Below are 18743 nucleotides of genomic sequence, written 5' to 3' on the forward strand. Positions count from 1 at the left end.
TTGTGACCGAGTTAATGCCTCTAATTGGGTAGATAATATATGATGCTTGAAAGTTTGTTGTGATAAAGAAACAGATTTACACATATTTAGATTAATTTTTAAGCTTATTAATTAATATTATGAATAAAAACTGACCTTATATCACCACCACTTTATTTATAAATAATTTGTATTACAGACAAAAATAATACATTATTTTTACAACCAAGTTGATATTCAAATATTTAGCATAACTGAATAACTTGTAATACCGAGCATTAAAAAGAAAAACCTGAGCTACAAAAAATTTAATTTTTATGTAATAACAAGGAATATATTAATGAAGAAACTATTAAAAACAGCACTAATTAGCGCCGGTTTAATCATGTCAGCAAGTACATTTGCTGCAGATTATCCAACTAAAAATATTCGCCTAGTTGTTCCGTTTGGTGCAGGAGGTGGTACTGATTCTGTTGGTCGTACTCTTGCAAACAGTGCAAAAGATATCCTTGGTACAAATATTTCTGTTATGAATAGAACTGGTGGTGCAGGTGCTGTTGGTATGAGTTACGGTGCGAATCGACGTGCAGATGGTTATACTTTAACAGTAGTTACACGTGAAATCGCATCACTACCGCAAATGGGTTTAATGCAAAATACTGCTGACGATTTTAAATTGATCCGCATGGTTAACTTAGATCCTGCAGTTATTTTGGTACCCGCTGATAGCCCATTTAATTCAGTAAGTGACTTAATCGCAGAAGCGAAGAAAAATCCAGGCAAAATTAAATTTGCATCAACTGCGTCACCTAACTTTTATTTAATGGCATTAGAAAAAGACCAAGGTATTAAATTAAATGCGATACCTTATAATGGTTCTTCTGAAGCAATTCCATCAGTTTTAGGTCACCACACACAAGTCACTATGGTAACTCCAGGTGAAGCAATCGCTCAATTACGCTCAGGTCAACTTAAAGGTTTAGGCGTAATGTCTGCTGAACGTATTTCATACATCCCAGATGTACCTACATTAATTGAACAAGGCTTCAATGTAACTACGGGTACATGGCGTGGAATTGGCGCACCAAAAGATACGCCAGATGAAATCATCGAAATTTTAGGTAATGCTTTTGATAAAGCAATGGCAACAGCTGAATTCAAAGAGTTTATGAAAAAAGGTGCAATGACAATTCACCCATTAAATGCTCAAGAGTTTACTGACTTCGTAAAAGAAGATGTTAAATTATTAGGTCAGTTAATTAACTAAATTTAATTAACTCATAGCCAAGGCGGCGCCTTGGCTATTTTATTATCTCGCCTTATAAAATTTTCACGTTTCAGTAGAGAGCCGATTATGATAAATCGACATATTTTCTTTCCCAGTTTAGTCATTATTCTCAGCCTTTTAGTACTCGTGGGCATCACTCAATTTCAGTTACCTTCATACCAAGCCGCACCTGTTGGAGCTGGTTTCTTTCCTGCGGTTATTGCGATTATTCAAATTTTAATTTGTGGCGTTTTAATTATTCAACATAAAAACAAAAAAAGTCATAAAAAAGAAGAACCATTGATTTCAAAAAAATCTATTTTTGGGATTGTGTATTTAATTGGATATACAATTTTAATTACACTTATCGGCTACTTATTTGCAAGCCTCATTAGTTTTACCTTTTATCTTGTTTATTTCAAAATCAAGAAACCACTTTATTACGCAATCGCGTGGATATTTGTATTCACAATTTATTATGTTTTTGGTGAAGTGTTCTACATCGCTTTACCGGAAGGCTTACTCTTTTATTAGGTTGTAAACTATGGAATATTTACTTAATGGTTTTGCGTCAGCATTTAGTCTGGCAGTGTTTCCGATATTAGTTTTTGGTGTACTCGGTGGGGTTATATTAGGAGCCTTGCCCGGTTTAACAGCAACCATGGGAGTTGCTATTTTGCTACCTTTCACGTTTAGCATGGATCCAACTCCTGCATTAGTGATGCTTATTGGTGTTTATATTGGTGGTATATATGGAGGGTCTATTGCAGCGATATTACTCAAAACTCCGGGAACTCCAGCTTCTGCCGCAACCGTACTTGATGGCCACTCAATGGCAATTAAAGGTCAAGCAGCAAAAGCATTGAGCATTGCAGCTGTTGCTTCATTTATTGGTGGTTTAATTAGTACAATCGTATTAATTGCGGTATCACCAATGCTAGCCGATTTTGCATTACGCTTTAATGCCCCGGAATATTTTGCTCTCGCCTTATTTGGTTTAACAATCATTGCAAGCGTATCGGCAGAAAACATTATGAAAGGGCTTTTAGCTGGAACAATCGGTTTATTAGTTTCAATGGTTGGCTTAGACCCTATTAGTAGCGTTCCTCGATTTACCTTTGGTATCCAAGATTTATATAGCGGTATTAATATTATCCCTGTTTTAATTGGTTTATTCGCCATTTCAGAAGGCTTAAATCAATTAGAAAAACTAGCTAGCAATCAAAAAGACACAGCACCAAAATTTGATTATAAAGTGCTTAGTTTTTCTGACTTCAAAAAAATCTTACCTACAACCATTAAAAGTGGATTAATAGGGACTTCAATTGGTTCTGTTCCCGGTGCTGGAGCCGATATTTCAGCTTTCGCTTGTTACAACGAAGCCAAGCGAGTCGCTAAAAATCCAGAAGAATTTGGTAAAGGATCGATGCATGGTTTAGCCGCAGCAGAAGCAGGAAACAACGGCGTTACTGGTGGTTCATTAGTGCCTTTACTCACTTTAGGTGTTCCTGGAGATGCTGTCGCAGCAGTTTTATTAGGTGCGTTAGTAGTACAAGGTTTAACACCTGGTCCGCTTTTATTCTCACAAAATCCAGAAATAGTTTATGGAATTTTCAGCTCAATGATAGTGGCTAATATTGTCATGCTTATTGTTGGTTTTCTGGGTATCCGCTTCTTTTGTCGCATTATAGAAGTCCCAAAAATAATCATCATTCCAATTATTATTTTCCTGTCAATCATAGGTGCATACGCAATTAATAACTCTATGTTTGATGTGGGGATCGCGCTTACTTTTGGTTTATTAGGTTTTATCTTAAACAAATTAGATATTCCCTCTTCACCAATATTATTAGCAATAATTTTAGGTCCGATGGCAGAAACAAACTTAAGAAAATCATTAATATTATACGAAGGAAGTTGGTCGTTTTTATATGATAGGCCAATCGCGTTAGCCTTTATTTTATTCGCAATATTTTCTGTGTATTCAACGATGAAACTAAAGAAGAAACAAAAACAAAATTCACAAAAACACAATTAAATTTTGGCAATTTATTCATAAAAGTGTCAAGCTAGTAAACAGAGTAGATTAAATATCTGCTCTGTTTTTGAGCAAGAATAAAGGAACCAAACGTTACTCATTGAGAAGAAGCTTCAACTTGAAATAAGGCCGTGCGGATACCATGGCGAGTTATCAGCAATGTGCCACCGTTTGTCGTTTGATTAACATAGTAATAACCCCATTAAACAAGGCTTATGTATGCAAATATCACTTATTCAAAGGATCGCACTAGGTTTTTCAATTGTTATTGTTCTGGTAATCGCTATCTCTGGATCTGCTTATAAATCGCAGGTGACTATGGCCGAACAATTAGAGTTAACCTCATCGACTCTCACAGGCTTACTCGACAAATCCAATACTGTATTGCTTGATTTACAAGATGCAAATCGAGCAATGATGCAACATGCAAACACCCAACCTCCTGAAAAGCGAAAAATTTTACGTGAAAAATATACATCGTCGAAAGAAAAATACTTAACCTTAGTTGAGTCATTAAAAGAAGATCTCACTAATTACCCTGAATTATTAGCATCCATTGATCAAGTCAATATCGCAGCAAATCACTTATTTGAAAATGCAGAAAAGCATTTAGATATACATGACAGTCGAATTACTGCGCGCGAAAAAGCACTTGCGGAAAGTGGTAATTTAAACGGCACATGGGATATGTTTGACGATGATTTAACAGATATCGCACTAACTGCGGAAGATGAGGGTTTAACATCAACCATTGCCAATATTAATGGCGTAGTTAATCAGTCATCTAAAGCGATAAGGATCCTACAACGCTCATTAGCACTTGCAACCAGTGAATCTGCAACTAGATTTGCACAAGAGTTATCGGGATACCACAATACTTTTAAAATGGAAGTCGCTGAAGTTATTAAGGCAATGCCAGATTATGCTTCGGATCTAGAATACTACGCAGATGAACTTGACCGAGCAATTGTTAACCCGCTTGGTATATTCCAACAACAATTAATATTTTTAAAGTATAACGACCAAAGTCGTATTATTTTTGAAGATACTGCTAAACAAATGGATAATATCAGCAGTGAGCTTAATGCTATTGTCAGTGGCATTCGAATGCTTTCTGAAAATGCTTTAATCAATGCAGAAGAAACCTCTAACTTTTCTTTAATACTTAATGCAGTGCTTGCTCTAAGCTCTATTATCATTGCATTGACCATCGGAATTAGCGTCGTACATGCAATCCGTAAACCACTAGCCGATATTATGAAAGCACTTGAACGTCTTTCAAAGGGCGACTTAACAGAGAATATCAGCACTAAATATCATTCGGAAATGGGCTTAGTGGCTAATAATATCAATTTACTTATCAATAATCAGGGCACCTTAATTTATAAAGTACAATCAGCTGCATCAACCATCAGTAAAATGGCAGCTGAAAGTTTAACCTTGAGTGAAGAAACCAATAAAAATGTTGCATCACAGGGCAGCCAAACTGATATCGTATCTACTGCCGTCACTGAAATGGAAGCAGCCGTTTATGAAATAGCTTCTCACGCGTCTAATACGAGCGATGAAGTGACTAAAGTAACAGAGCAAGCAGAAACGAATATGAGCAACATGAACTTGAATTTAGAGTTTGTGAATACATTAAGAGCGTCATTAGATTCTGCATCTAACGTTATTCAAGAACTATCTACTGAATCCTTAAAAATAGGAGAAGTAGTGGAAGCAATTCAAGGAATAACTGAGCAAACAAATCTCCTTGCTTTAAATGCAGCCATTGAAGCCGCGCGAGCAGGCGAACATGGACGCGGTTTCGCCGTTGTTGCAGACGAAGTTCGCTCTCTTGCAACTAGCACACAAAAATCAGCGACAGAAATCAACCAAATGATTGAAAGCTTGCAAAAGAAAGCCAGTGAAGCTGTGACTATTGTAGAAAGTAACCTTGAATACGCAGACCAATCAGTCAATCAAACAGTAGCGACGAGCGAGTCATTAAAAGAAATGTTGGTCGGACTAAAAACGATTAACGATATGAGTAGCTCTATCGCCACCGCTTCTGAAGAACAAAGTACAGTGGTTAAAGAAGTTGCGCAAACAATTGTTAATATTGCAGACATGGCGGCAGATATATCGTCATGCTCAACAGAAGCCGCAAAAAGTAGTGTTACCTTAAACGAACTTTCAAATGAACAAGCTTCATTAGTTGCACAATTTAAACTAAATGAACATCAAAAATCTTAATCACATAAAGGATAGAAGTTAATTAGCTTCTATCCTTTATTAATTATTCAACGACTAACTGTTTAATTTATTGAATTCAAGTAATAAATAGTCAATATAGAAACATTGATAATGTATACCCTAAAAGTTATTTTATAGCCTTGTAAAGATATAAATCTTTTTAAATCAGTTAAGAAAGGTAGATATGGGCGTAAAAAAAATAAATAAAATGCTCTGGATAAGATGCTTATATGTATTGATAACCTTACCATTGCCAATAATAACTCAGGCTAATACTATTAACCCATCCGCGGAGACAACGCTATCGAGCAATTTAAATTTAGGCCAACAAGAAACTAAAAGTCTTCAACTCTTCAAATTAACCTTATTAAACATTGCTAAAGAACGTAACCCAGAATTCAAGCAACCCCAGCATTTTTACCTTTCAAGCTATAACAAAGAAACAAAAGCAAGTTATCTATATTGGGCTGAAATGAAGTTACTTTGGATAATACCAATAACCAAAACTGAAAGAATTGATAACGATCCTTGGTTAGATATTCGCTATCCAAGTAATGGACAATTAATCGATATGAAAAATGATGTTGTTGAATCTAACAAAGAAGTGGGTTCAAGCACTTATTTAGTTTCAAAAGAGTGGGCAGAAAAACGCTTATTTGAAACTGTTGTAAAGGGAGATTTAATTTTAATTAATAAACAATAACTCGGTAAAGGTTCAAAAAATGTAACTAATATGCTGTAGATTATTATGAATAACCGCCTTTGATAAATTAAGACGGTTATTTAATCAAACAAGGAGGGCGTTCCAAATTCTGTGTCAGGGTAATTCATTAAATATCCAGCACGCTGTCTAACCGCCCTTCAAAATAAATAGCTAGTTGAGATAAACAGAGGCTCCAATTGTGAATTGGCATTGTCCATTTCTCTGACGCATTTAATATGCCTGCGTACAGTAATTTCAGCAAGCTATTTTCATTAGGGAACGCGCCTTTAGTTTTGGTTAATTTTCTAAACTGACGATGTACCGCTTCAACTGCATTCGTCGTATAAATTACCTTCCGAATATGCTCTGGGTACTTAAAGTAGTGAGATAAGTTATGCCACTTTCTACGCCAGGAGTTAATCACTAATGGGTAAGCATCTCCCCATTTTACCTCTAGTTCATCAAGGGCCAGTTCAGCTGCTTCCTTTGTAGCTGCTCGATATACTGGCTTCAAATCTGCCATAAACGCCTTCTGGTTCTTGGAGGCGACATATTTCATTGAGTTACGAATTTGATGGATAACACACAGCTGAGTCTCTGTCTCAGGGAAAATAGTAGCGATGGCTTCAGGAAAACCCGTTAAACCATCAACGCAGGCTATGAGGATATCCTTTACGCCACGGTTATTAAGATCGGTCAACACTGAAAGCCAGTAATTAGCTCCTTCGTTTTCTGATAGGTATAGCCCTAGAATCTCTTTTTTACCCTGCATATTGAGTGCAAGTAAGGTGTAAACTGCCTTGCTAATATACCGTCCATCCTCTTTTACTTTATAGTGAATAGCATCAAGCCAGACGATTGGGTAGTGGCTATCTAAAGGCCTTTGCTGCCAAGCTTTTAATTCAGGAATTAGTTTATCGGTAATTGCACTGATAGCCCCTGTAGCGAGGTTCATACCATACATATCTTTAATGTGCTTATTAATATCACGGTAACTCATGCCCATGCTGAACATTGAAAGTATCTTATTATCTATTTCATCTGAGAGTGTCGTTTGATTCTTTTTAACCAGTTGAGGCTAAAAGCTACCATTACGATCTCGTGGTGTATTAAGCTCAAAATTGCCAACAGAGGACTTTATAGTTTTACTACTAGAGCCATTCTTACGATTAGATTGTTTGTCATTATCGAGGTGCAGTTCAATTTCAGCTTGGAGTGCCTCTTCCGTTAATTGTTTGACGAGTGATGTGAGAACACCATCTTTACCGTTCAAGCTCTTGCCATCTTGAAGTGCTTTAACTGCATCATTAAAGTTAAATTTATTGTTTGTCATGTGTCATTCCTGTTTTAGTAAATTCTACTGAAATGACACAGATTTTTGAACACTACCCAAACAAGGTGTTTTAGTATTTAAATTGATCTAATAATTTATTCAATTCAACCACATTAGTTTTAAGCGTCAGCCCTGTTGTATGAACTAGCTTAATATTATCTTCATTTGAATGGGAAACATTAGAAATATTAACAATACTTTCCTGAACTTCAGCCATCACTTGATTTTGTTGGGTTGTTGCAGTTGCAATCTGTGCATTCATTTCATTAATATTTTTCATATTTTCAGAAATAATACCAAATGAAGCAGTTAATGCTTCAACTTTACTATGTGAATCCGTTGCATTATCTCGACTAACAGTAAACACGTTAATCACTTCTTCAACATTTTCACGTAAACGATTTACTATAGTTTGAATGTTTTGTGCTGACTCCTGTGAACGTCCAGCAAGCGAGCGAACCTCATCGGCAACGACAGCAAAGCCTCGTCCACTTTCACCTGCACGAGCAGCTTCAATAGCGGCATTAAGCGCTAATAAATTAGTCTGATCAGAAATGGCAGAAATAGCTTCTAACATCGCACCAATATTTGCACTGTCATCCCCTAATCTTTTAACGACACTTTCAGCAGAACTCATTTTTTCAGCTAATTCAGCCATTTGTACTGTCGTAGATGTACAAATATTCATACCATTAGTGATATGTTCATTTACGACTTCAGTTTCATTAGAAGCGTCAACGGTAAATTGCGAGACTTCAGAAGAAGTTGCTGTTAATTGATTGATTGAAGTTGCAGTTTGGTCTGTTTCTCTAACTTGTGTAGCCATCGCAGATTGTGTTGTTTGAGCAGATCGCTGTAATGAATCAGAAGTCTCATTAAGGTCTTTCATTGTTTCACTAACAGCTTTAATAAGTGCCTGTGTTTTCTTAATAAAACTATTAATATGATGCGCAGTAAGCCCTAATTCATCTTGTTTAGATTCATTTAATCTTTTCGTTAAATCTCCTTCTCCGTGTGCTAAGTCATCGGCCATATTCGTCATTACATCTAATGGTTTTAATAAACCACGGCTAGTCATCACATAAAGTAAAGCTAATACGAATAAAAAGATTGCTGATAATAAATAGATAGAAGTTTGGATAAGTGCCGAGTCACTTGTTTGCTTATTAAGATTAGCTTGTGAATTCAATTTAGAAATTTCCATAACATTCTCAACTTGCTCTGTAATAGCGGCAGCTGCATCATCAAACTCAGGCATTATTTTATTACCGCCTGCTGGGCCTTGCTCGATATAAGCATTCGCCATTCGCTTACCCGTTTCAAAATAATTCTTCAGGGTAACTAACATTTTTTGATAAAATTCAGCGTTAGAGTGGTCTAATACAGCTAGCTCTGATAATAACTCCACTGCGATATTGTAGTTTTCTTCAGCAACTTCAATGCCATCATTTAATCCATCTTGTGCTCTAGTTGCACTAATATCGGTTAACCATTGCTGTACCTGAATAACCGCTATTTTTAATTCATAGTTTTTAAAAAGAATGGGCTCTATCGTTTCACCTATATTGATAGATGCCTTATGGATACGGCTGCTTTGGTAAATCATAAATACAGATTGAATAAACAATACAGCGACTAACGACAATAAAGCCAAGTACATTTTTTTTCTTATGGTCATAACAGTTCTCTCTAAATTAGTTTTTTGTTACTTAATAAATATACATTGAAATTTTTGAAAAAATTAATCAACATCTAGTAGCAACAAATGGCTTTTTACCATAAGACAAAAGTAGTCAAATTCTTGAAAATAGCGAGTAAAAAAGTAAAAAAAGCAGGAAAATATATTTAAATAAATTAAAAAAAATTCTAAGCAATTAATACCCAGAAAAATAACAAATAATTAAAAAACTATTCAAAAATAAGCTTTAATCCTAATTCAATATTTTCAATACTCATTCCTGCAAAACCAAGTCGTATGAATCGATCTTTGCTTTGCGCTTTATCAACGAAAAATTGTTCCTCTTGTTGAATAAAGATATGACTGTTTGCAGCTTTTTTTGCCAACCATTTTGCGCTCTGGTTTAGCTCAACCCACATCGCCATTCCCCCATCAGGTACAGCAAAGGATTTAACTTTTCCCAAGCCTTGATAATGTGCTAATTGTTGAACCATAAAGTCTCGGCGCTGGTGATATATTTTGGTTGTTTTTCTAAGATAGCGCTCAAAATCCCCTGCTTGCATCCAACGTGCAATGGCATCTTGCATGGGCACACTCACTTTATGATTTACAATCGTTTTATAATTAACAACCGCATTACTTAAGGTTCTATCTAATGCCATAAAACCAATACGTGCACCAGGAAACATCACTTTAGAAAAAGTCGACAAATAAATAACCAGCCTGTTAGGATCATCACTTGCCATGGGCGCCAAAGGTTGACAGCGATAATGATATTCGTGGTCATAATCATCTTCAATAATTGCAATATTGTGCGCACTAGCAATTCTATAGATGGCATGTCGCCTATTTATAGGTAAGGTAACCGTAGTTGGATATTGATGAAGTGGTGTTAAGTAAATTAATTTTATCGGCAATCCTATTTTGATTTGCCGTGCGATTGCTTCCTCAAGCGCTTCGGGGATCATTCCTTTAGTATCTTGTTTAATAGAGACAACACTTGCGCCTGAACTTATAAAGCTTCGCCACGCAGGTTGATATCCCATCGCTTCCGTTGCCACGCTACAACCGCCTGACAATAATATTTGCGATAAAATATAAAGCGCTTCCTGCGAACCATTAGTGATGACAATATCACGGCCTGTTAATGCTCTTGTACGGCGTAAATATTCAGTTATTTGTTCAATTAAAGGTGAATACCCCGCCGTATTACCATAATTTAACTCACCTAGGTTAGGCCGACTAAAGGCATCACTAATATAACTTTTAAATTCATTAAAAGGGAACAAGGAAATATCAGGTGTACCACCAGCAAAATTATAACGATATTTCACTGCCGATTGGATCGGACTTGACTCAACATTTTTAGTAAATTCCCATCTAAAATTTGAAACGTTTTGCGTTATTGGTTTTGTTTTTTTTGAACCATTTACGGGGAGATCTTCAGCAACAAAATAACCTTTTCTTTCCTTACTCACGATCCAGCCTTGCGCAATTAACTCGTTAAAAGCCGCCATAATAGTATGTCGATTGGTATTTAACTGAAGCGCTAGCTGCCTAGCAGATGGTAATTGCTCTAATGACTTTACCTTCCCATCTTTTATCGCATCACGAATTGCTTGGCTAATGGTTAAATATTTAGCCCTTTTTTGTCCATCATTATTCAATGATGCAACAGGAAGTATTGATAAATTCAACGCTTTCATTGGTATACCTACAACTTACATTCTGGTTGTTTATAACATACCAGATTAAGTAAAAATAAACACAATGTTTAATGATAGTTAACTGAGGAAAGAATCATGCAACAACCAAAACCAATCACACTTAGCAACGAATTCGTAACCTTAATTCCAATGACAATGGATCACCTTCAAGATTTTTATAACGCAGGTAAAGATGAAAAAATTTGGCAATGGACACCTCCCTATCAATGCGAATCAATAGAAATCGCTAAAAAGTGGGTAGAAGAATCCCTAGCTCAAGTAGTAAAAGGAGAACAAGTTATGTTTGCAATTATTGATAATGCTAGCGGAAAATTGGTGGGGAGCACTCGTTATTGTAGTATCGACATCGAAAACAGCGCGATAGAAATCGGCTTTACCTTTATTAGCACTGAATGTCAGCGTAGCCACATTAATAGCAACAGTAAGCTATTATTACTCACTCATGCTTTTGAAAAATTAGATGTGATTAGAGTTCAATTACGAACCCATGAAAAAAACCAAAAATCACGTAATGCAATTAGCCGTTTAGGGGCTACCTTTGAAGGCATATTAAGAAGCCATAGATTACTCTCAACAGGAGAATACCGTAACACAGCATTATTCAGTTTATTAAAAAGTGAATGGCCAAAAGCGAAAACAAACCTACAAAATAAAATGGCTAAGTATTCAAACCAAAGCCTAATGACACAAGAGAAATCATCAAATGAAAAACCAGATGCTCAAGTCATTTCAATCATAAAAGAGTATCCTTTAGCACAAGTTATCATAGCGAGTAATGACAACATACATGATCAAATTATTTATTTACCTCTACGACTCGACCAAGAAAAAAATGTGTTAACAGGTCATTTATTTATTAGAAATAAACTTGCCTGGCTATTGGAAAACGGTGCAACAGTCACATTGGTTTTTCAAGGTGATGATGTTTATATTTCCCCTTTATTACATGAGAAAATAAGAGTGCCAACGTGGAACTATCGTCGCGTACATGTAAGTGGTCAATTTCACTTCTTATCGCCAGAACAAAACAAAGAGCAAGTTAGGTTACAAGTAGAAGATCTTGAAGCAGAAAACTGGTCTATGGATAGTCAACCAGAACAAATGATACAAGGTATGTTAGCTAATATTCGCTGCTTTGAAATAAGCATTGAGCGGATTGATAAAATATTCAAATTAGATCAGCAAAAACCATTAGTTGTTAGAGAAGCCATTGCCAATCAACTTATTGCAGAAAATAAACAATCACTTGCCAACGCGCATTTAGCAGGTAATAAATAGCTAACTATCAATAACGCATTCAAATTAACAATGAATGCGTTATTTTATCTAATCTAGATATGATAGAACACTACTCTTTTTCAGAAGTATAACCAACACGGAAACCTCCCCATTTTTTACCTTGCACATAAATCGGTACAGAGAGATCATGAACAATCTCTCCAGTATCACGCTTATAGGTTTGTATTAAAAAGGGCTTATCATGCGAACCACAACGCGATCCAGTTGGATCACTAAAAATACGTTTAGTACGGTTATTCACTAAATCTTGTTGATAGTTTCCAGTTAAAGGTTGTGAGTAGCATTTATTATGCGTGGGGAAATAACCATTTTCATCCACAGCGCCCGCAAATAAAATACAAGCTTCATCCAACAAAGGCTCTTGGATAGCAGGTAAAACGATATCGGTAAACTCATCAAACAACGTACTATGTTTCACTGGATTGGTAGAAGGAATCACTTGGTAATTACGGTCAAATAAGCTATCCATAGAAATAGTATTCTCTTGTATTGATTGTTCAAATACAGCTTCAATTTGTAGTACGGCTTCTTGCGCTCTTTTAAGCACAACTTTATGCTCGCCAAACAAGCCTTCTTCACCTAATAACTCGTAAATATTTTCAGCACGAGATGAAAGAGCAGAAGAATGCCCAGATACATCTTCAACATCAGATTGCGTTGCATTTAATTCAGAGGCTAACTCTTCAAATTCTAATGCAATAGCAGCTTGATGTTGTTGATTTTGGTCTGCTCGTTCCTTTGAGGTTTGTACCTTCTCGTCTACTTTCTCTGCTTGAGAGTTAATATTCTCTAAATAAGTATTAACGGTATCGGTTTTTTCAACGGTATCAGCAACAGCCGAGACTAGCTCTGTCATCGCAGTAGAAAGCTTAGCCGTTCCTTGATTGATACCTTGAATCATTTCACTAATTTCGCTAGTTGATGAAGTTGTGCGCGTAGCCAAATTACGAACTTCATCAGCCACCACAGCAAAACCTCGTCCATGTTCACCTGCACGCGCCGCCTCAATAGAAGCATTTAACGCAAGTAAATTAGTTTGATCAGCAATACTATTAATTTCATGAGTGATATTAAATATCTGAGAGATTTGATCATTTAAGCTATTAATTAACCCTGACACTGATTTGACTTGCTCATCAGTTCGTCGCATATCTTGATTAGCAGACTCAATAGCTTCTTGTCCTTGTCGACTTGCATCACTTGTTAAAGAAGATAAATCACTAAGATGATTACTTTCCTCCGCGGCAGCTTCTATATTTTGAGTCACTATCGATGAAGTTTCAGTTAATTGCTCTACTTTTTTTAATTGCTCTTTAACGCGATTAGCTAAAATATCACTGGCAAATGATACTTCAGCCCCAGCAATCGCAAACTGACTACAGGTTCGACTTACTCCTTCAATTTTAGAAGCAGTTAAGGCTAGCTTTTCAGCAATTCGGTTCAAAATACTAAGATCGACTTTTCTTTTTTTATCTCTATCAAAATAAACATCATTAAGCTTAACTAATTGTATTTTGATGGGACGAATGAAATACCACTGAAAAAGAAAATAAGTGAGCCCAGAAGATAATAACGCAGTGGCAAAAATAAGAGGAAAGGAGACCAAAAATTTAGCGGTAATTACAGTACTTATTAAACCAAGAATAACAAGTAAAAAGATAAATGTTAGCCAAGGTCTTGCATATAAATATTTCATTATTATATAACCTTACTTCAAATATAATCGTGAAAAAAATCATAGCAGAAAGTAAAAAACGCATCATAATCACTATTTTCAAAAACGTGATACAACCACATTCCCATAACATTGTTTTAACATTTACATGCAATTGAATAGAAACCGCCTTTGCTTTTATATTTATCAAACCGTCATAAAGCTGCCATATTAATGTCATATACCTCATTTAGGCTATTGTTCAATAATTAGATGATAATAAATCCCCCCAAAAGGAAATGTAATGACAAAGTTAATTGAAAAAGAATCTGATTTTAGCAAAATGGTTAATGCACGCTTATCACGTCGTGGTTTTTTAATTGGCACAGCGGCAGCAGGTGCCGGGGCATTTTTAACTTTAAACCCAGTTGCGCAGGCAATGTCAGGAATGATGGAATACTCTCTGTTAAACTTCACAGCAGTGCCGACGTCAACAAGCGATAATATCATTGTGCCTAAAGGCTATAGCACAAGTAACTTAATGTCATGGGGCGATCCTATTCTTCCAAATGCTCCTGCATTTAATGCCAATGGGCAACAAGACTCTAAAGCACAGACAATGCAGTTTGGCGATAATACTGACGGTATGAGTATCTTCCCTGTCTCTAATGACAGAGCTATTCTTGCAGTAAATAATGAATACACAAACTATAAACATCTATTTGACCATCAAGGCAAAGCGATGACAGCTGATGATGTTAAAAAAGCGCAAGCGGCTGTTGGTATTACCATTGTAGAAATTGTGAAAAAGAATGGTCAATGGGCACTAGACCAACAAGGTAAAGCCAATCGTCGTATTACAGCAAACACTGAAATGGAAGTAACAGGACCAGCCGCTGGTCATGACTTATTAAAAACCAAAGCAGACCTAACCGGTAAAAAAGTATTAGGTACTTTTAACAACTGTGCAAATGGTGAAACACCTTGGGGAACTTACTTAACCTGTGAAGAAAACTTCAACGGATTTTTTGGTTCAGAGCAAGATGTCGCCCTAACAGACGATCATAAACGTTACGGCGTAAAAGCAGTACAAAGCAAATACCAATGGCACAATTTTGATGAACGCTTTGACTTATCTAAAAACCCAACAGAACCAAATCGTCATGGCTGGGTTGTTGAGATCGATCCTAATGATCCAACATCAACACCATTAAAACGTACAGCATTAGGTCGCTTTAAACATGAAAATGCAGCATTAATGGTTAATGATGATGGCCATGTCGTTGTTTACCTTGGTGATGATGAGCGTGGAGAGCATCTCTACAAGTTTGTATCAAAAGACAAATACCAAAAAGGTAACAATGCAGCAAACCGTAACCTACTTGAAGAAGGTACGCTATATGTAGCTAAATTTGGTATGGAAAAAGACAAGCTAGAGGGCGAAGGCCAATGGTTAGAGTTAACCTACGGTAAAAACGGCTTAACGAAAGCAAACGGATTTAATAGCCAAGCAGAAGTCATGATTTTTGCACGTCGAGCAGCAACTCAAGTTGGTGCAACGACCATGGACAGACCAGAATGGGTTGCTATTCATCCAGACAAAAAGCATGTATTTTGTACATTAACCAATAACAAAAACCGCGGCGTAAAAGCAGGACAAGATGTTGAAGGTCCTAATCCAAGAGCAGAGAATCATTACGGTCAAATCGTGCGTTGGTCTCCAACAAAACATGATCACACAAGTGATACTTTCCAGTGGGATTTATACTTAATTGCGGGTAATCCAACGGTTCATCAAGGTAACTTATACGCAGGCAGTGACAATATTAATAAAGATAATATGTTCAACAGTCCTGATGGTATTGGCTTTGATAAAGCAGGTCGTTTATGGATCCAAACAGATGGCAATTACTCAAATGAAGGAGACTTTGCCGGACAAGGTAACAACCAAATGTTATGTGGCGATCCAGAAACAGGTGAAGTGCGCCGATTCTTAACAGGTCCAATTGGATGTGAGATCACAGGCTTAACTTTCTCTGAAGACCAAAAAACAATGTTTGTTGGTGTACAACATCCAAGTGCACATTACCCGCATGGTGGAGATAGCAAACCGCGCTCAACGATTGTAATGATCACAAAAGATGATGGCGGTATTATTGGCAGCTAAATCTATCGCTAGATAAAATAAAAAAAGGTCGATGCAATACTTATAAAATCTAAGCATCAAAGGCCTCTCACTGTCGATATAAAAAGCCAATAAAATAAAATGCCAGATGATATTCATCTGGCATTTTTGTATTTACTTGTTAAAAATTAGCTTATTAAAAGTGAGTAAATAATTAGTCTTCCAATGAAATAATTAGCAAATCAACAGGGGAAGTATTAATTAACCCACCAGCAGAAGGTTTCATTCGACTCCAGAAGTTATGATGATGACCGCAAACAATCAAATCAATACCAGCGTTTTTCACTGGCTCTTCTAAATCAAAAGTAAGCTCACCATTGATCAAGAACTTATTAGTTATAGGATAACCAGCCTTCTGTGCAAGCTCTGTTAATTTTTTATTTGATTGTTCTGACATTGGATGGACAGGTTCAATACCGACAAGCTCTGTATCAATCAACCCACTAAAAATACCAATATCGCTGACTTGACTATCGACATGCACCAAGGACACCTTAGCATCAAGCGATTTAGCTAAACTAACCGCTTTATTAAGAACATCCATTGTTCCTTTATCAAAATCAACAGCAACTAAAATATGAGTATAAGTCATTACTTTTCTCCTTGTTTCGTGTACCTGAAATAACAGTAGACACAAATGCTGTTTTTATTTTTTAGCTAGATCTCCAATACAAAAAATAGTGATAAATTCAGCAACTTTAATGATCTAAATCAAATTGTTCCATTAGCTTAAATAATCGATAATTAAGAGCTTTTAAACTGCATAACTAAACGTTGTAAACTTTCTAAATTCTCAACTATCTGCCTTGTTCTTTCTAATGAATTACCTGATAACGTACGATTAGTATTATTCGCTTCTTTCATTCGTTGCACATGATCCGACATTCCCTTGGTCACTGTAACTTGGTCAGTAATTGAAGCGAGTGTTTGCGCACTTTGTTCTCCAATACTTGTTAAATCTTCCATCACAACTCTAAAGGCTTCTTTACCTTGTTCAGATTTATCCATACTCTCTTTTGAAGAAAGGATCCCTTTTTCCATTATCGTTCCAGTTTTATTAACGGTTAACTGTAATGCTTCAATGTTGGAACGAATTTCTTCTACAGAAGAACTGGTTTTCCCTGACAAAGTGCGTACTTCATCAGCAACAACAGCAAACCCTCGTCCGTGGTCACCAGCTCTCGCGGCTTCAATAGCGGCATTCAATGCTAATAAATTAGTTTGGTCGGCAATACCTTGAATAAGAGTAAGAATAGATTTAATACCATCAACATCACTATATAACTGACTCAAAGCCGCTTTCGACTCTTCTAGTTGTTGGCTTAATGCATGAACTGTTTTTACAGCTTCATTAATGGTAACAACAGCCTTGGTTGCAGTGTTCTTGGTGTTTGAAGTAAATTCAGAGCTATGTTTTGCTTGATCAGCTACTTCATGAATAGAAGCGAGCATTTCATCTGCTGACTCAGTCATGGAATCAATGGCAACATCTTGCTCATGTAATTCAACATCAATATCTTGGCTATTTTGAAACTCATCATTCGCAGCAACTAAAATATGATCTGAAGTTTCCGTTGCTCTCGCAGTGACTGCTCGTAATTCAGCGCGTTTCATCTGCATCGCTAATTCTATTTTCGAAAAATCATCACAATAGCCAGTATAAGGCTTCTCCATCAAAGGGTTATCATAATTATTCTCAGAAGCTTTAGTAATTGAAGAGAGCCTTTTTTTAATGTTAAGTAGTATTAATATTTGTATCATCACAAAGCCGATAAGCGCTCCACCAGCTAACAGTGTAGGGATCGCCTCTAAGACCACTCCTGCGAGTAACAAGACTTCAATAACGGCAATAATCATCATTAAATTAAGCCATTGCATACGTCGGACGGGGACACTGCCTTTTTTCAATCTTTTATAAAGCTTCATTGCTCGTGATATTTGTTCATCACTTGGTTGTGTTCTAACTGATTGATATTCTTTAACTTCGCCATCTTCACCAATGATAGGAGTAACAAAAGCAGATACCCAATAATAACCAGAGCCTTTACATTTATTTTTGACTAGCCCCATCCAACTTTTTCCAGATTGAATATAGCTCCAAAGCTGTCCAAATGCGGCTTTAGGCATGTCTTCATGGCGAATAATATTATGAGGCTTATTAAGAAGTTCGTTTTTTTCATATCCTGCGACACGTGAAAAGTCATCATTATAATAAGTAATATGGCTATCAGCAGTGGTTGTTGATATTAAACTATCTTCTTCTGAAAATTTTACGCGTTCGCCTTCCATCTATATCTATCCTTTTATATAGTGAGAACTATCAAAAAAACTGAATCCTAATATATACAATTAACTTTAGTCAGAATTTCTTATCAAACCAGTAATTAGAATAAAAACGCAGGCATACTGTTGAAAATGTGACCCTGCTTAATAATAAATAGCATGGAATTTGAGGTTGGGATAATGACGCAGATTAAACAAAGGTGAGGTTTTACATAAAATAAAAAGCGAACTGTTAACGTTTAATGCCTGTCAGTTAAGAACTGATGGGCATTTTTTTACCTTTTCTTTCTGCGTATCTTTTGGGTCTCGCTTTAACCATTCTTGGGTAACTTCTCTCTCGCCGTTCAGGCAAAACAAAT

General features: G+C 36.3%; 12 protein-coding genes and 1 pseudogene. 7 read left to right on the plus strand and 6 right to left on the minus strand.

Features of this window, described 5'->3' with window-relative positions; all coding sequences use genetic code 11:
• The first annotated feature begins 319 nt into the window (after positions 1-319).
• The 5 genes from E2R67_RS12500 (at position 320) to E2R67_RS12520 (ending at position 6225) form a co-directional block, all read left to right on the plus strand.
• Positions 320-1246, plus strand: a complete 927-nt coding sequence (locus tag E2R67_RS12500; RefSeq protein ID WP_134291290.1) for a tripartite tricarboxylate transporter substrate binding protein — start codon at positions 320-322, stop codon at positions 1244-1246.
• Between the two features lie 87 nt (positions 1247-1333).
• Positions 1334-1780: a tripartite tricarboxylate transporter TctB family protein gene (locus E2R67_RS12505; protein ID WP_134291291.1), complete on the plus strand. Its 447-nt coding sequence runs from the start codon at positions 1334-1336 to the stop codon at positions 1778-1780.
• A 10-nt stretch (positions 1781-1790) separates the two neighbouring features.
• A complete protein-coding gene (locus tag E2R67_RS12510) occupies positions 1791-3284 on the plus strand; it encodes a tripartite tricarboxylate transporter permease (RefSeq protein ID WP_134291292.1) in 1494 nt (497 codons plus the stop codon).
• 219 nt (positions 3285-3503) lie between these two features.
• Positions 3504-5522, plus strand: coding sequence for a methyl-accepting chemotaxis protein (locus E2R67_RS12515; RefSeq protein WP_134291293.1), 2019 nt, complete (start codon positions 3504-3506; stop codon positions 5520-5522).
• A 250-nt stretch (positions 5523-5772) separates the two neighbouring features.
• A complete protein-coding gene (locus tag E2R67_RS12520) occupies positions 5773-6225 on the plus strand; it encodes a hypothetical protein (RefSeq protein WP_134291294.1) in 453 nt (150 codons plus the stop codon).
• A gap of 127 nt (positions 6226-6352) precedes the next feature.
• Here E2R67_RS12520 and E2R67_RS12525 read toward each other — a convergent pair.
• From E2R67_RS12525 to pdxR, 3 genes and pseudogenes are all read right to left on the minus strand, one after another.
• Positions 6353-7558, minus strand: a pseudogene (locus E2R67_RS12525) (IS256 family transposase).
• Between the two features lie 70 nt (positions 7559-7628).
• Positions 7629-9236 carry a methyl-accepting chemotaxis protein gene (locus E2R67_RS12530; RefSeq protein WP_134291295.1) on the minus strand — a complete coding sequence of 536 codons (1608 nt, stop codon included), beginning with the start codon at positions 9234-9236 and terminating at the stop codon, positions 7629-7631.
• Between the two features lie 230 nt (positions 9237-9466).
• Positions 9467-10942 carry a MocR-like pyridoxine biosynthesis transcription factor PdxR gene (gene pdxR, locus E2R67_RS12535; RefSeq protein WP_134291296.1) on the minus strand — a complete coding sequence of 492 codons (1476 nt, stop codon included), beginning with the start codon at positions 10940-10942 and terminating at the stop codon, positions 9467-9469.
• Positions 10943-11038: 96 nt separating this feature from the next.
• Between pdxR and E2R67_RS16665 the strand changes: the two genes are divergently transcribed.
• A complete protein-coding gene (locus tag E2R67_RS16665) occupies positions 11039-12241 on the plus strand; it encodes a GNAT family N-acetyltransferase (RefSeq protein ID WP_166739383.1) in 1203 nt (400 codons plus the stop codon).
• 70 nt (positions 12242-12311) lie between these two features.
• Here E2R67_RS16665 and E2R67_RS12545 read toward each other — a convergent pair whose 3' ends face one another.
• Positions 12312-13958, minus strand: coding sequence for a methyl-accepting chemotaxis protein (locus tag E2R67_RS12545; protein ID WP_134291297.1), 1647 nt, complete (start codon positions 13956-13958; stop codon positions 12312-12314).
• 262 nt (positions 13959-14220) lie between these two features.
• On the opposite strand from E2R67_RS12545, the gene E2R67_RS12550 reads away from it, so the two are divergent.
• Positions 14221-16083, plus strand: a complete 1863-nt coding sequence (locus tag E2R67_RS12550) for a PhoX family protein (protein WP_134291298.1) — start codon at positions 14221-14223, stop codon at positions 16081-16083.
• A 172-nt stretch (positions 16084-16255) separates the two neighbouring features.
• On the opposite strand, the gene E2R67_RS12555 is transcribed toward E2R67_RS12550, so the two are convergent.
• Positions 16256-16693 (minus strand): universal stress protein, encoded by a 438-nt coding sequence (locus E2R67_RS12555; protein WP_134291299.1) that lies wholly within the window; start codon positions 16691-16693, stop codon positions 16256-16258.
• A gap of 152 nt (positions 16694-16845) precedes the next feature.
• The gene (locus E2R67_RS12560; RefSeq protein WP_166739384.1) at positions 16846-18390 is read right to left on the minus strand and encodes a methyl-accepting chemotaxis protein; all 1545 of its coding nucleotides are present in this window, start codon (positions 18388-18390) and stop codon (positions 16846-16848) included.
• Positions 18391-18743 lie beyond the last annotated feature (353 nt).

The organism is Psychromonas algicola (genome assembly GCF_004378355.1).
Lineage (GTDB): Bacteria > Pseudomonadota > Gammaproteobacteria > Enterobacterales > Psychromonadaceae > Psychromonas.

Bases quoted from the DNA above. Each gene is read 5' to 3' on its own strand.
- E2R67_RS12500 (WP_134291290.1), top strand. From the start codon at position 320: ATGAAGAAACTATTAAAAACAGCACTAATTAGCGCCGGTTTAATCATG.
- E2R67_RS12505 (WP_134291291.1), top strand. From the start codon at position 1,334: ATGATAAATCGACATATTTTCTTTCCCAGTTTAGTCATTATTCTCAGC.
- E2R67_RS12510 (WP_134291292.1), top strand. From the start codon at position 1,791: ATGGAATATTTACTTAATGGTTTTGCGTCAGCATTTAGTCTGGCAGTG.
- E2R67_RS12515 (WP_134291293.1), top strand. From the start codon at position 3,504: ATGCAAATATCACTTATTCAAAGGATCGCACTAGGTTTTTCAATTGTT.
- E2R67_RS12530 (WP_134291295.1), bottom strand. From the start codon at position 9,236: ATGACCATAAGAAAAAAAATGTACTTGGCTTTATTGTCGTTAGTCGCT.
- pdxR (WP_134291296.1), bottom strand. From the start codon at position 10,942: ATGAAAGCGTTGAATTTATCAATACTTCCTGTTGCATCATTGAATAAT.
- E2R67_RS16665 (WP_166739383.1), top strand. From the start codon at position 11,039: ATGCAACAACCAAAACCAATCACACTTAGCAACGAATTCGTAACCTTA.
- E2R67_RS12545 (WP_134291297.1), bottom strand. From the start codon at position 13,958: ATGAAATATTTATATGCAAGACCTTGGCTAACATTTATCTTTTTACTT.
- E2R67_RS12550 (WP_134291298.1), top strand. From the start codon at position 14,221: ATGACAAAGTTAATTGAAAAAGAATCTGATTTTAGCAAAATGGTTAAT.
- E2R67_RS12555 (WP_134291299.1), bottom strand. From the start codon at position 16,693: ATGACTTATACTCATATTTTAGTTGCTGTTGATTTTGATAAAGGAACA.
- E2R67_RS12560 (WP_166739384.1), bottom strand. From the start codon at position 18,390: ATGGAAGGCGAACGCGTAAAATTTTCAGAAGAAGATAGTTTAATATCA.